General features: G+C 44.0%; 15 protein-coding genes. 6 read left to right on the forward strand and 9 right to left on the reverse strand.

Translation table 11 applies throughout. From position 1 onward, the window contains the following. The first annotated feature begins 21 nt into the window (after window positions 1-21). Together RTL34_RS03445 and RTL34_RS03450 are read left to right on the forward strand one after the other, a co-directional pair. Window positions 22-585 (forward strand): hypothetical protein, encoded by a 564-nt coding sequence (locus tag RTL34_RS03445; RefSeq protein ID WP_312114617.1) that lies wholly within the window; start codon window positions 22-24, stop codon window positions 583-585. A gap of 104 nt (window positions 586-689) precedes the next feature. Beyond that, window positions 690-1247: a cytochrome b gene (locus RTL34_RS03450; RefSeq protein ID WP_062332532.1), complete on the forward strand. Its 558-nt coding sequence runs from the start codon at window positions 690-692 to the stop codon at window positions 1245-1247. Window positions 1248-1335: 88 nt separating this feature from the next. Here the strand turns inward: RTL34_RS03450 and minE are convergent, their stop codons facing one another. The 5 genes from minE to RTL34_RS03475 all read right to left on the reverse strand — a co-directional run bounded on the left by minE (window position 1336) and on the right by RTL34_RS03475 (window position 6044). After that, entirely contained in the window at window positions 1336-1611 is a 276-nt protein-coding gene (minE, locus tag RTL34_RS03455; RefSeq protein WP_007115412.1) for a cell division topological specificity factor MinE, read from the reverse strand. A 3-nt stretch (window positions 1612-1614) separates the two neighbouring features. After that, the gene (minD, locus tag RTL34_RS03460; protein WP_062332529.1) at window positions 1615-2427 is read right to left on the reverse strand and encodes a septum site-determining protein MinD; all 813 of its coding nucleotides are present in this window, start codon (window positions 2425-2427) and stop codon (window positions 1615-1617) included. Window positions 2428-2682: 255 nt separating this feature from the next. Next, window positions 2683-3684 (reverse strand): septum site-determining protein MinC, encoded by a 1002-nt coding sequence (gene minC / locus RTL34_RS03465; RefSeq protein WP_312114622.1) that lies wholly within the window; start codon window positions 3682-3684, stop codon window positions 2683-2685. 181 nt (window positions 3685-3865) lie between these two features. Further along, a complete protein-coding gene (locus RTL34_RS03470) occupies window positions 3866-4927 on the reverse strand; it encodes a hypothetical protein (protein ID WP_312114624.1) in 1062 nt (353 codons plus the stop codon). 148 nt (window positions 4928-5075) lie between these two features. Beyond that, window positions 5076-6044 carry an acyltransferase gene (locus tag RTL34_RS03475; RefSeq protein ID WP_007115416.1) on the reverse strand — a complete coding sequence of 323 codons (969 nt, stop codon included), beginning with the start codon at window positions 6042-6044 and terminating at the stop codon, window positions 5076-5078. Window positions 6045-6612: 568 nt separating this feature from the next. Here RTL34_RS03475 and RTL34_RS03480 point away from each other — a divergent pair. Beyond that, on the forward strand, window positions 6613-7263 hold the full coding sequence (locus RTL34_RS03480) for an OmpA family protein (protein ID WP_007115417.1): 651 nt from the start codon (window positions 6613-6615) through the stop codon (window positions 7261-7263). Window positions 7264-7382: 119 nt separating this feature from the next. Here the strand turns inward: RTL34_RS03480 and RTL34_RS03485 are convergent, their stop codons facing one another. From RTL34_RS03485 to RTL34_RS03495, 3 genes are all read right to left on the reverse strand, one after another. Further along, window positions 7383-7883 carry a YfbM family protein gene (locus RTL34_RS03485; RefSeq protein WP_312114626.1) on the reverse strand — a complete coding sequence of 167 codons (501 nt, stop codon included), beginning with the start codon at window positions 7881-7883 and terminating at the stop codon, window positions 7383-7385. A 194-nt stretch (window positions 7884-8077) separates the two neighbouring features. After that, complete coding sequence (locus RTL34_RS03490) at window positions 8078-8785, reverse strand: DUF1345 domain-containing protein (protein WP_099833424.1); 708 nt, start codon at window positions 8783-8785, stop codon at window positions 8078-8080. 52 nt (window positions 8786-8837) lie between these two features. After that, on the reverse strand, window positions 8838-9557 hold the full coding sequence (locus RTL34_RS03495) for a pseudouridine synthase (protein ID WP_309592900.1): 720 nt from the start codon (window positions 9555-9557) through the stop codon (window positions 8838-8840). A 240-nt stretch (window positions 9558-9797) separates the two neighbouring features. On the opposite strand from RTL34_RS03495, the gene RTL34_RS03500 reads away from it, so the two are divergent. From RTL34_RS03500 to glyA, 3 genes are all read left to right on the forward strand, one after another. After that, window positions 9798-11036 (forward strand): GNAT family N-acetyltransferase, encoded by a 1239-nt coding sequence (locus RTL34_RS03500; protein ID WP_312114630.1) that lies wholly within the window; start codon window positions 9798-9800, stop codon window positions 11034-11036. After that, a complete protein-coding gene (locus tag RTL34_RS03505; RefSeq protein WP_312114632.1) occupies window positions 11036-11617 on the forward strand; it encodes a chorismate--pyruvate lyase family protein in 582 nt (193 codons plus the stop codon). Before RTL34_RS03500 ends, RTL34_RS03505 begins: the two co-directional genes overlap by 1 nt. 368 nt (window positions 11618-11985) lie before the next feature. Further along, on the forward strand, window positions 11986-13245 hold the full coding sequence (gene glyA, locus RTL34_RS03510; protein WP_312114634.1) for a serine hydroxymethyltransferase: 1260 nt from the start codon (window positions 11986-11988) through the stop codon (window positions 13243-13245). A 136-nt stretch (window positions 13246-13381) separates the two neighbouring features. On the opposite strand, the gene RTL34_RS03515 is transcribed toward glyA, so the two are convergent. Further along, the gene (locus RTL34_RS03515) at window positions 13382-14311 is read right to left on the reverse strand and encodes a response regulator (RefSeq protein ID WP_216635196.1); all 930 of its coding nucleotides are present in this window, start codon (window positions 14309-14311) and stop codon (window positions 13382-13384) included. Window positions 14312-14383: the final 72 nt, after the last annotated feature.

Consider the following 14383-nt stretch of genomic DNA (forward strand, 5'->3'; position numbering starts at 1 on the left):
AATCACTAAAATGAGCAAGCCATGGCAAACGAGTTAAACCGTTACTTTAAGCAAAATGAAGATGTAGGCGTCCTAAGTATCACCACAGGTCAATTAACCATTGCTCGAATTCCTTCTAGCAGTTCGCCTGACTGGATTGTGCCGCAAGCCTTGATTTTGAGCATTGATAACTATGATGAGCGCATTTGGAATTATATTTGGCGCGGTCAAGAAGTGCCGGTGTATCACTTGTTGCCAAAAGATGAGCAGCCCACCCACTTAGTGGTGTTAGAAAGCGTCACCGATATCCATCGGATTGCCTTGCAGATTCATGGCGAAGTGACTTTTCATTCTGTGCGTATTGCTGATCTCAAAGACGCTGATGACGCGACTTACCAAGCTGAATTAGCGACTCACTACCCTGACTTATTAGCCGCCTTAAACGCGCCAGATGATGAGGTCGTCGAGCGCTCACGCGCACCGAATTTGGCAGACTATAGCTTACAGCAGGACTATATTTTTCAGCCAGTCATGTTGGCAGGTGAGCTATGTGTGGTGCCAGATTTGGACAAGCTATCGCATTTCTTGGTGGATTTAGATAGTTAGACGCAGTCCGCCTTTGTGCTATTTTGCCAACAGTCTGTTACTTTTATTTTGCCCAAACATTGCTAGAATAACCCAAAACAAATCATGATAAGGTAAAATCCATTATGGCATTATTTCCTGCAAATGAAGCGCCACAGCCGATTGCCCCACACGGTATCAACAAATGGTCGCTATCGTCACGTATTTTCCATTGGATTAGTGTGGTATTGTTGATTGCGACTTGGGCAATGATTGAGCTGAATGAAGATGCAACTGACTTTACCTATTTTGATTTGCATAAAGCGTTTGGACTCAGTGTGTTATTTTGGACAGTAGGTCGGATTATCAATCGTTTTGTCACCAAAGCACCTGCCGATGTGCCGATGCCAAAATGGCAAAATAAACTATCGCATTTAACGCATTTGGCACTGTACTTGATTTTACTTGCCATGCCTTTGGCGGGCTGGTTTTCTGTTATGTTTGATGGGGAAGGGGTGAGTATGTTTGGGCTGTTTGATATCCCAGCCTTTGTCAGTGAAAACAGTGATTTGTCAGGCACGTTAGAAAAAATTCATAAAAATCTGTTGTGGACGTTGCTGCTGGTGTTCACGGCCTTGCACATCATCGGCGCGCTGTATCACCAATTTATCCAAAAAGACCATTTGATTCGCCGTATGCGCTAAGTCAGCCCATAGTATAAAAAAGCCCATGTCATCATGGGCTTTTTAGTCACAATTTTTTAAATGCAGCCTAGATTAAGCGCAACATGAATTATTGGCGTGTACTATCAGGCAAGCTGATATTCATCTCCAGCACTTCCATGTTTGCTTCATTGTGATGTTGAATATTGACGTCATCAATGTTGACACCTGATACGTAGGTATTGACCACTGCCAAAATCTCACGTTTCATTTTTTCGATACGCTCTGGGGTTAACCGATTGTGCAAGCGGTTTTCGCTGGCAACGATGACCTTTAGGCGCTCTGCGGCAGTATTGGCACTGTTTGACTTTTGCTCACCGCCAAATAAATTACTCCAAAATCCCATAGCCTAACCTCCAAACCAGCGTTGTAGGAAACTTTTCTTCTTCACCTCGATATGGCGATAGGGACGTTCTTCCCCCAAGAAACGAGCGACCATGTCATCATAAGTTTGACCGGCTTTTGAATTTTGATCTAGCACCACAGGCACACCTTGGTTTGATGCCTCAAGTACGCTATTGCTTTCAGGAATCACGCCAAGTAGTGGCACTTTTAGGATGTCATTAGAGATGCTATTAATATCCATCATCTCACCGCGCTCTGCACGCTCAGCGTTGTAGCGGTTGATGACCAAGTGCTCACGTACCACACCTGTACCTTCTTCAACTTTTTTGGTACGGCTTTGCAAAATACCAATGATACGGTCTGAGTCACGCACCGATGAGATTTCTGGGTTGGTCACAATGATGGCTTCATCGGCATGGTACATAGCAAGCTGGGCACCGCGCTCGATACCGGCGGGCGAGTCACACACGATGTAGTCAAATTGTTTGGCTAACTCATTAATGACTTCCGCGACTCCTTCGTCTGTCAAGGCGTCTTTGTCGCGCGTTTGGCTGGCAGGTAAGATAAACAAGTTATTGAGTTGTTTGTCTTTTACCAATGCTTGTGACAGGCGCGCGTTCCCTGAGATAACATCAACAAAGTCATACACGATACGGTTTTCGCAGCCCATAATGAGGTCAAGGTTTCTAAGACCCACGTCAAAGTCAATCACCACAGTTTTAAAGCCGCGAACGGCGAGACCCGTAGCGAAAGAGGCACTGGTGGTGGTTTTACCTACCCCGCCTTTTCCTGAAGTTACAACAACAATTTTTGCCACTTTGGCATACTCCTATTCATAGCACGGTGTCAGTGAGGCGGTATTGAATCATTCAAGCCATACACACATTCACGCTAAACTGGTTTGAAAAATATGGATATAAATTAACGTAAATCGTTAAAAATTAAGACTTAAATTTTAGTTAGCCTAAATTTGGTTAATTGGACTAGTTTAGCATAAAAAACTTTTCGAAGTTAATCGAGAGATTGACGATTTTTGCATAGATTGTGGTACAAGTGGTTGTTTAGGTGATTGTTATTCCATCAACTCAAACACCAAGCCTTGTCCATCCAAGTAGCTGACTTGTACCGCTTTATCCAAATACTCAGTAGGAATATTTTCTTTTAGGCAATAAGTCCCCGCAACTGACACCAGTGAGGGGTTAAAACGCAAACAGAATATTTTGGCATTGGTATCGCCCGTCGCCCCTGCCACCAATCGCCCTTCGGCTTTGCCATACACGTGTAGGCTATAATCGGTAATCGCTTCCGCGCCGGCATTAATGCCTTTGGTCAAAATCACGTCGCCACCAACGTGGTTGATACTTTGACCTGAGCGCAACATTTGATTATGCACCAAATCGCCTTCAAGCTGCGATTGGTGATGCGGTGAGGCGACAAATTTTTCAGGTGCAGCTCCAGTATCATTACTTGTGGTCTCATGGCTTGCGGTTTTATTGGTTACGATATCACTGGCGGTTTGGCTTTGTCGCTGAGTCGCTTGACTGTCGGATGCGGGTGATTGGTTAGGGGACTGCGCAACGTGCTGAGAGGATGGAGTATTGGCTGTACTGTCTGATTTTTGCTCACTACCCGTCGCCACATTTTTTGGTACTTTGCCATCAATGCGCTGCCCATCTGCTGGAAAAATGGCAATGCGAAGCTGATTGGCTTGGGTATCATTGGCGCCTGTGACCAACCCAATCGGCTGTAACCCTAGTACCCATAAGCCGCCCCAAAGCTGGGCTAAATTTAATGGCTGTTGACAGCTGACAATCACTGGTAAGTTGGACTGGCGTTGACGACCTAGCTTTTGTGCAATCTTTGTCAAAATTACTTTGATATCATTGCCTTCAATATTTAGGCGGGTAAAGTTCAGTAGCCTGCCCGTAAGTTTCACGCTAGTGGCTACAGGGTCGGTAGGTAATGGGTTGGCTGGCTGCTGACTTTGCGGTGAATCCTGCTCGGATACGTTAAGGTTTTGTAAGTTTTGTGATGAACTATCTTGGGTCAAGTCAAGGGCAGCGGGCTGTGTCATGAAAAACCTTTTTATAATAACTTTTTATACATCAAAATCGATTCATACCGCATATTAGCAAGTATTATTTAAAACAACAACCATTCACCGCGCTATTTATTGTTTGGCAACCAAAGCCGTAATAGGGCGATAAAAAAAGCGTTGTACAGCCGTTAGCTGCTAGCCAAATTGGTGGATTGAATCAGCGTATTTGGTGCTTCCATTGTTGAATGCGAACTTGGTTGGCAAGTGACGTCAAACTATCATCAATAATATCGCTAACTAATTTTTCTAGCGCAGGGCTAGTGACATCAATTTGCACCAAGCTTTTGGCGATTTCTTCATACATCAGCGTGAGCGTTTGCGGTTTGGTAAGGTTGGTGGTCAAGCTTAATGTCAGATTTTCCCCAATGTGTTGCCCGATGCTGTGCATTTGGTTTTCTATTAGACTACCTGCAATCGGTATCAATCGTAATATGCGGTGCAACTCGGGCGTATCGGTTAGCGCTTGCTGAATGGCAATGCCAACTTGTTCTGCCAAAGGTTTGGCAAAGATGGCAGGATTGGCGGGCGTGGATTGTAATAACGGTGTGGCCTCTTGCTGCAGCACTTCGACAATGACCTTTTGGATGTCATCCCGATGCTTGTCGATGATGTTTTTGACCAAATGCCCATCGGTGTTGCTTATTTCGGTGCGGATATTGTCAATCGCAGTTAAAATCACCCGATCAGAAATCTCTTCCATAATCATTTGATAATAAAATTTGATCGTCGCAAGCCAACTGGCGGGCAAAACTTTGTAGCCCAGTTCATGCAGACGATAACCAATCACGCCAACGCGCAGCAGTCGCAATGCGCGCAGCTGCGGTGCACAGCCCAACACTTCATACCAATGCACGAATGGAAAGAAAAACCAGCGGTAATGGCGTTTTTGGACGATGGCAATCAACCAGCGAACCACAAGCTCTGCTACCAAAAAGATGGTAAACAGACCCCCTGCCACTTTGAGCGGCTCGTGCCATCCTTGCTGATAACTGACGATACTGTCAACAAACCCCATCCAACTTGCTATTTTTGCCATAAAGCTACTTAGCATCAAAGTGTCAAACCCCATGAGCAGCAAGTCCAACACAATGGCAATCATCATGATGGTATCGTAGGCTAACTGCCAACGACTGGGTTTGGCAGGGTGAGCAGCGAGCGGTTGGCTAATATTCGAGCTTGGCGTTGGGCTGGATTTTGGGTCTAAATTAGCAGTTGGCATAAAAAAGTGCTCAAAATGGGGTCAATACCGCAAAAAATGTGAATGAGGACAAGGCAGGTAAGTCATACCTTGCATGACTCACCTGAGATTTTAACTAGCAGTGTCACTAGTGATATGTCATTAGTCATGTGTCGCTAATAATGTGTTGCTAGGGATGACGGGTAAAATCATCGAGCATGGCTTGGATACGTTGATCTTTTTGCTGCCACACATCATCAAGCCAACGGTACATATCTATTTTGGTTTGTTCATCCTGTTGGTATTTTCCATCCATGAGCCGCTGTAGCAAATCATCTGGCAATGCAATTTTTTGAATATCCACCCCGATGCGTTTGATATTACCTTGCCACAAATCCTGATAGGTAGGAATACCGTCAGGATACACAATCGTCATGTCAAGCACCGCGTCTAAATCGTCACCTAACGCACCCAATGCAAGCGCAATGCCGCCCGCTTTGGGTTTTAGCAAATGTTGATACGGTGATTGTTGCAAGTCATGTTTTTTTTGGGTAAACCGCGTGCCTTCGATAAAGTTAAGTAAGGTAAAAGGCTTGTCGAGTAAGTTTTGACAAGCGCGTTTGGCTTCGATGATATCGCGGTCTTCTAGCGCTGGATTTTTAGCAATCGCTGCCTTCGAGTAGCGTTTCATCATCGGAAAGTCTAAAAAATAAAACGCTTGTCCCACAATTGGGATATACAGTAGCTCGTATTTGGCAAAAAATCGCGTTAATGGCAGTCGGTTTTCACTGATATATTGAATGACAGTGGTATCGACCCAAGATTGGTGATTACTCAGCAAAATATATTTGCCATCGACCGATAAGTCATCAGGCAGGTTGACGCGAAAATCAATATCGGGCAGGATGTTGTCAATCAAACGATTGTTGGTATTGATCCAGTGATTGGCTATTTTTAACACGGATTTATCTGCCAATGTATGACCCGTTAATGTTTTTACCGCGCCCATCGCCCAAAGCGGTAGACTAAACAGCACTGAATTGCCGGTAATGGTGCCTGCCGCCACCGCTAAGCTGGCGTTTTGCGCCAAAGGTAATGATGTTTTACGCAGTTTGTTGAACGTGTTTTTGAGCAATGATGGTTTATTGTTATTTGTCATATTTGGCTCCCACAAAGCTTATTCAAAAAAGCTTATTTGAATGAGACATAAGAAAAAATACTTGGCTTCATTAATTTGGCTTCGTTAATTGTAAAAATAAGTGTTAGTTTAGCAAACGTCAAAAATGTTCACTAATAAATTTTTATACACTGGCAAGCACAAATCTTTCGAGTTTAACGATGCTACGCTATAAATCCCAGTAAAGTTAATTGTCAAAAATTTTTATTAAAAATTAACAAGTTATTGAATAATCTGTAGATGATAGGTTGACTATGCAGCATAGTTTTCAACAAAATCACAAAGCATTTAATATATAAGAATAAATAATATAAATAATGAATACTTGAAAATATTTTGTAACAAATTATGCCATCCTACAACATCCTTAAGACAAATCATTACATATAAAGGAAAAGTTTATTGCATAATGAGCTCAATCACAAAGCAACTGAGTGTTGTCAGGTTTATCTGGCAAATGAGATAAAAACAACAAGTTGGTGCGTGACAATTATAACTAAGTAATTATAACTAAGTAATTATAACTAGAGGAATTCAAAGGAGATTACTCATGCGTACTAAATTATTAGCAGCTACTTTAGCATCAGGTGTTATCTTAACAGGTTGTGCAACAACGCCAACTGGTACGACAACAACAGGCATTACCGACAATAAAGCGCTTATTGGTGGTCTATTAGGGGCAGCCGCAGGTGCGGGTGTCTCAAAGGCAACGGGCGGTGAAAAAACCGGTCGTGATGCGGCAATCGGTGGTGTACTAGGTGCTGGTGTTGGTTACTACATGCAGCAACAAGAAGCTAAACTTCGTGCAGAAACCGCAGGTTCTGGCGTGACGGTAACACGTGACCCAGTGACTAATAACATTAACTTGTCTATCCCAGAAGCGATAACTTTCCGCGTTGGTGATTCTACTATTCTACCTAACTTCTATAATACGTTAGACAAAGTAGCTACCACACTACGTGACTATAACCAAACTAACATTCAAGTAAATGGTTACGCCTCAGTGGAAGGTGATGCAAATAGAAACCAAGCGTTATCACAACGCCGTGCATCAGCAGTCGCTAATTACTTAGTCAATCGTGGCATCTCTGGTAACCGTATCAGCGCTATTGGTCGCGGTGCGACAACACAATTTGGCTCAAGCTATGAACCAAACCGCCGTGTAGAGATGATTATCCTTGCACCGCAATCGGTTAACTAACCAGTCAGTTAACTAATCAAGTCAAGCTAGATGATATTTTCATCCGCGCATTGATAAAAAAAGCACCTTTTATAAGGTGCTTTTTTGGTTCAAAAAATGAAAAAAGGACTATATCGGCGTTATAAAATACTCACCACAATATTATTGCCATTGTCTAAGGCGTCATTATAAAACCCCAATAACTCATTATATGAAGCCAGCAATTCTTTATCCAAGTTTTCCTTTTTGTCTTGCCAAATATTGGGTGGAAAAATAGCTTGCTCACGTAGTGACTTCATCGAAACTTTTTCTAAGCGTTTTTTAAAGTTAATTTGTTCTAGTACATCAACGATTTCGACAATATGTGCCCACGGGGTAAAAGCAATAAAATCGGCATCTTCACTGTCACTAAAAGTTTCCACACCCACCACAAACTCGCTGACAGGCTCATCAGGTACAGGCTCGGTGGCACTGTGTTTGGTTAACACAAAATGGATGATGTCCCACAGTTTGCCCAAATCTACCAATTGTGCTTGAGGCTGCTCACTCATGCTTTCAAGTAACGCGGTTCGCGCTGTATCAGTGGCATTTTGCAGTTGCTCGAGCAGGGCGTTATCGACCATCAAATATTGTGCGATCATACAATTTCCTAGTTATAAAGTAGCGAGATATTAGCGTAGTGGGATATGACAGTCCTATCACTTTATGTTAAGACGAGGACCACAAGCGAAGATAGTATAACTCATACAGCAAGCGATTTTGACGATGTATTCACTTGAATTGACCGACTCATTTAGCTGTATTGGGCTGACTCATTTAGCTGACTTATTTAACTTTAACCGATTAGACCCGCTGACATATTGATTAATGAGGCTAAAATTGCGGTATTAAAGAAAAATGATAACACACAATGAATGGTACCGATGATTCGACTTTGCTGGGTGTTGAAGGCGACATCCGCTGTTTGACCAGATGTGCCAATGATGTAGGAAAAATATAAAAAATCCCAGTAGGCGGGGTCGTCATCGTTAGGAAAATCTAGCATTTCTGTGTTTTTTTCTTCTTTAAGCAAGAAATACTCGTGGGTGTAATGAATAGCAAACATGGTATGAATAAACAGCCAGGCCGTCAAAATCGTCATGGCGGTGAGCGCGATATGAAACAGCATCAAAGCACCTTTGGCGTCCTTGCTCGTGCCCAACTCTACGACAATCGCTAGCATACTGACAATCGCTGTGACAAAAACCAAAATCAGCATTAACACCGTGCCTTCGTCTTCAGCATGGGCTTTATCCAAAATTGCATGTTGATCGGCTTTATACATCATCCGAAAAATAGCCAATAAATATACCCAAATTCCGATATTCCAAGCCAGCAAAAATTGCGTCACAAACTTCAATTTATCGTAGGCTACCGCAAACGTCCAATCTTTGGGCAATAGGCCAACCAGCGTCGATAACCCAAAATACACCACCACCATGGTGGCAAACCCTAACAGTAGACGAGGGCGGCTTTGAAAAAAACGATAGATGTAACCGATCATGGCTGTTTTCTCATAGCGGTTTCCTTACGGTTGTCTGCTCACGGCTGTTCACTCAGGGCTGTCTGTGTCGGCTTGTTGGGTGCTTTGATTGTGGCGATTTAGGCGTTAACAGGCGAGGTTTTTTGCGCGATTGTGGCTTTGTGGTTGCTGCGGATAAAGGTTGGACACCCAGTCGCTTTAAATCGGCAGGTGATAAATGTATTTGTGTGGATGCGCCAACCTCTAAATTTCCCAAACTAAAGCCACTTGATGCCATGCGAATCAGCCGAAGACAAGGCAGTCCCACATGGGCCGCCATGCGACGTACTTGACGATTTTTACCTTCAAAAATAGTAATGGCGAGCCACGTGGTGACTTTGCGTTTGGCAATCTTGTCCGGCGCTTGCCAAATATGCTCGGCAATTTGTGTTTCGCTTAGCCGTACAACTTCGGCAGGTAAGGTGATACCGTCTTTGAGTGGCACCCCTGTTTGTAGTTGTTGTAACTGGGCATCGCTTGCATCGCCTTCCACCTGTATCCAGTAGGTTTTGCCTTGTTGTTTGCCTGCATTGGCTTTGGGTGGATGGGTCAAGGCTTTATTGACTTGTCCATCAGCGGTTAGCAGTAGCAATCCTTCGGAAGTGGCATCTAATCGCCCCGCCACGCGTAGGCTTTTGTCGCTAAAATAATCGCTGAGCGTCGCAAAGTTGTTATTATCATCGCTGCGAAATTGGCTGAGTACGCCATAAGGTTTGTTAAATAAAATCAGTGTCGGCATGGTAGAGGATGACAAGTGAGTGAAAAAAGCTTAAAGCGCATCTAGCAGATAAGTGACTCAGTGTAAACGCTAATTTTGGCTATTGCAATTTGGTTATTGCAACAAAGTCACCGTTATAAACCATACCGCGCAACGCCATACATATTTTGCAAAATTGTGCCAAATTGTGCCAGATTGCGTAAAAGGATAAGCCCGTATTTTTGGCTAAAAACAAGGTATAATAATCGGTTCATAAAACTACAATAATACTAACATATGTCCTATCACTATCAATTTACCACTGAGTTTGACTGGCGCTCACAGACAAAGTGGCAGACGCCTGATACGCCCTTTATGCACTTTGATTTTTGGCAAGCGCTGATAGATGCAAAGCTGATTGGCTGGCGCAGCGACTGGTGGGTGCAGTATGTGCAGATTGTCGATGACAGTGCTCAACTGATTGCTGTGATGCCCGTGTTTATCAAAAAGCATCACCAAGGCGAATATGTGTTTGATTTTAGCTGGGCAGAAGCCTTTGAGCGCTATGGTAGAAATTATTATCCAAGATTGGTGACAAGCGTGCCCTTTACCCCCGTCACCGGCGAACGGATTTGGGTGGCACAAGGCAAGTCATTAACCGCGCCACTGTATCAGACCTTGCTGCAAGCGATGGATGAATTGGCAAGTCGCTATCAAGCATCCACTTGGCACGGACTGTTTTTCTCCCCAAAAAATGTCCAAGCGTTGCAAAATGTGCCCAATCTTTGCGAGCGGCTAAGCTGTCAGTTTTTATGGCAAAATCGCAATCTACAGGATAAAAAATGCGCCAATTTTGATGAGTTTTTGGCAACATTAACTGCCAAAAAACGCAAGTCAATTAAGGTTGAACGCCAAAAGGTGCTCAAACAAAATCTAAGCTGTCAGATTAAACTTGGTGACGATATCACCGAGGCGGATTGGGCGGTGTTTTATCAATGCTATGCCATGACCTATCTGGTGAGAGGGCGGCAGCCGTATTTGAACTTGGCATTTTTTAAGCAGCTTGGGCAGACTATGGCAGACAAGCTGATGCTCGCTCAAGCGCATAACGCGCATGGTGATATCGTGGCTTGTAGTTTGTTTTTTTTCGATGACAATGCCGCTGTCAGCACGTTATATGGTCGCTATTGGGGCTGCCTAGAAGAATATGATTGTTTACATTTTGAGCTGTGTTATTACCAAGGCATTGAATTTGCTATCAAGCATGGCCTTCGCTACTTTGACCCTGGTACCCAAGGGGAGCACAAGTTGATTCGCGGCTTTTATCCGGTGTTGACTCATTCGCTACACTGTGTCTACGACAAGGTGTTTGCCCCTGCCATTGCCCAGTTTTGCCAAGACGAACAGCACGCTATATTGGCGTACCAAGCCGATGCGATGACCGCGTTACCTTTTAATGACACCTATAAAAGCCAATTTTTTGGCGATGTTGCCGCGCAAGGCACAATACCCGATAATGAGTTTTTGAAAATATAATGATAAATGTTGGTCTAAACCTAAACCTAAACTTGGCTGGCGCCCATTTGAGCGCGGCACATAAACAGCAGATACCGCCGAAACTCATCCCTTGGCTGACGTCAACAGGGTCGCTCACCGCCAAATTTGAAGCCTTATCTCAGCATAAACTCATCGTACAGCCGACGTTTGAAGGGCGGCAAACCTTGTCTTTGAGCGAAAAGAGCCAATTGCAGTTACCGCTTGGTATGAGGCAATCGGCATGGGTACGCGAAGCCTTATTATTTGGCAAGCCTAATCAAGATGCGTGGGTGGCGGCGCGGTCCGTATTTCCGTTTGCCAGTCTCATTGGTAATGCGCGAAAACTGGCGAATCTGGGCACAACACCGATTGGCTATATACTGTTTCGTCGGCATGGCGCCACGATGACCAACCGCTGGATTGATGTGACAGCGCAAGGCTGGCGACGCACCACCCTTTACCAATGGCAGGGCAGAAATTTTTTGATTAGTGAAACCTTTTTACCTGCGTTTGAAAATAGCCTTATGGGTGAAGAAGAAAACGGCATGATTCATGTCAGCACTGACAAACGAGAAGGATAAGTACAAAAACCACTGTGCCTTGCACTAATTTTACCCGGCCAAAAAACATAACCAAATAAACATCGCTAAAAAACATCGCTAAAAAATATAGCAAAATAAACACAGCCAACCAAAAATCGACAGTCGCAGCGGCTGTCTTTTTTACGGTGACTTTTTAATATCGTGTTAATCGCAGTATCGAACGATTTTTTGAGCCGCTTTGGTTAGCCCAATGCTTGATAAATAACCTCAAAAATCGCAGGCGAATGATGAGACAAATTCAGCCAAACCTGTGGATTATGCTAACCCAAACAACCAAACCATGCTAAACTAAGCCATATTTTCGGTTTTATCCGCCCATTTTTTGACTCACTTAAAAGGAAATTGCCATGTTTAAAAATGTCACTATTCACCAGTTTGACGCTGAACTTGCCCAAGCGATGGACAATGAAGCCAAACGTCAAGAAGACCATATTGAACTGATTGCCTCAGAAAACTACTGTTCACCAGCGGTGATGGAAGCGCAAGGTAGCCAATTGACCAATAAATACGCCGAAGGCTATCCAGGCAAACGTTATTACGGTGGCTGTGAATATGTTGATGTGGTTGAGCAATTAGCGATTGACCGTGCCAAAGAATTGTTTGGCGCAGACTATGCCAACGTTCAGCCACACGCGGGTAGCCAAGCCAACAGCGCGGTATTTTTAGCCTTATTAAAAGCGGGTGACACGGTACTTGGCATGAGCCTTGCTGATGGCGGTCACTTGACGCATGGTGCGCATGTAAACTTCTCTGGTATCAACTATAAAGCCGTACAATATGGCTTAAACAAAGAAACGGGCATTATCGACTATGATGAAGTCGAACGCCTAGCCAAAGAGCACCAACCCAAAATGATTATCGCGGGTTTTTCTGCTTATAGCCAAGTGGTTGATTGGCAAAAATTCCGTGACATCGCAGACAGCGTTGGCGCATACTTGATGGTCGACATGGCGCACGTAGCCGGACTGGTTGCTGCAGGTGTTTATCCAAGCCCTGTGCAAATCGCTGACGTTACTACCACCACCACCCACAAAACCCTACGCGGTCCACGTTCCGGCTTAATCTTGGCAAAAGCCAACCCAGAGATTGAGAAAAAACTCAACTCTGCTGTGTTCCCTGGCAACCAAGGTGGTCCATTAATGCATGCGATTGCAGGTAAAGCGGTGTGTTTTAAAGAAGCGTTAAGCGATGATTTCAAAGCCTACCAACAACAAGTGGTTAAAAATGCCAAAGCCATGGCAGACGTCATCATGTCGCGTGGTTATGACATCGTCTCAGGCGGCACAGAAAATCACTTAATGCTGATTAGCTTAATCAAACAAGAAATCACCGGTAAAGAAGCGGATAAATGGTTGGGCGATGCCCACATCACCGTCAACAAAAACGCGGTACCAAATGACCCTAAATCACCGTTTGTGACGTCAGGAGTGCGTATTGGTACGCCCGCAGTCACTACCCGTGGGTTTGGTGAAGCAGAAGTAAAAGAATTGGCTGGCTGGATTTGTGATGTGCTCGATAGCCGCGGTGACGAAAAAGTTATCGGCGAAGTGCGTGAAAAAGTCCAAGCAATTTGCGCCAAACACCCAGTGTACGAGCAAACAGCTTAATCATCGGCTATTAAAAACCGTTCAAAAAACCGCCTAAGTCGTGACTCTGGGCGGTTTTTTTATGGCTAACATTCATTGATTGAGACGGCTCAAATGCGACGCTTTGAACCTGTTATCTTACCCACTAGATTTTAAGCTAGGCAAAGCGCGATTTACCAATACCAAAGCGTGATAAGAATTTTTTGACTTTATTACCAAAACTACGCGTTTCAACTTCAGTGACCGCATCAACGACATGTCGCGCTTGTAATTTTGGTTGATTGACTAAGGTTTCGTGATAATCATAAGCGCGCTGAATACTGATTTCGAGTAACAACAAATTACTGGGACGCGGCAGGTAGCGATATACTTGCCCTTTATTGATCAAGTCGATTAAGGTGTGGCTATCGTTGAGTGAGGTGAGTACCAATACCGCTAAATCTGGAAAACTTTGTTTTAACGCATAGATCACGGGTGAAATGTTCTCGCCACCCAAGGACACATCGGTGATTGCCACGCCAAAACGGTCATTTTCAAGTAACTCAATCGCTTTTTCTAATGAATTTGCCCAGTGCGTTTCAAACTGGGTGAATTTTTGCTGCATCTGTAAATATACCATCTCACTGTCATCGATCACCAACACTTTGCGTTTGGCGATGGTTGGCTGAGTGGCCTGTAGATTTTCTTTGAATACATCTTTGGTTTGCAGCGCGATTTGGGTGGCTTGGTTGACGATATTTTTAAGCTCATCCGTCTGCCAAGGTTTGGTGATGTAGCGAAAAATCTCTCCTTCGTTGATGGAGTCAATTACCGCAGTTAAGTCTGCATAGCCGGTCAATAAGATGCGGATAGTATGGGGTGATACGTCTTTGATATCTTTTAGTACTTCGACACCCAGTTTTTTTGGCATGCGTTGGTCGCTAATCACCACTTGGACCTCGTTATTTTGCACATAGCTTAGTAGCTCATCGGGCTCGGTAGTGGTAAACACATCATGGGTGGCGCGAAAATGCATTTTTAGGCTGCGTAGAATGCGGTCTTCATCATCGATAAAGGCGATTTTGGGTTTGGTTACAGTCGTTATCATGGTCATGTCACTTAGGTATGTTGACTAAAATCAAGGTTGACTACAATTAAGATTGACCACAATCAAGTGTGG

The sequence above is a fragment of the Moraxella sp. CTOTU47915 genome, assembly GCF_031986685.1.
Classification (GTDB): domain Bacteria; phylum Pseudomonadota; class Gammaproteobacteria; order Pseudomonadales; family Moraxellaceae; genus Faucicola; species Faucicola tetraodonis.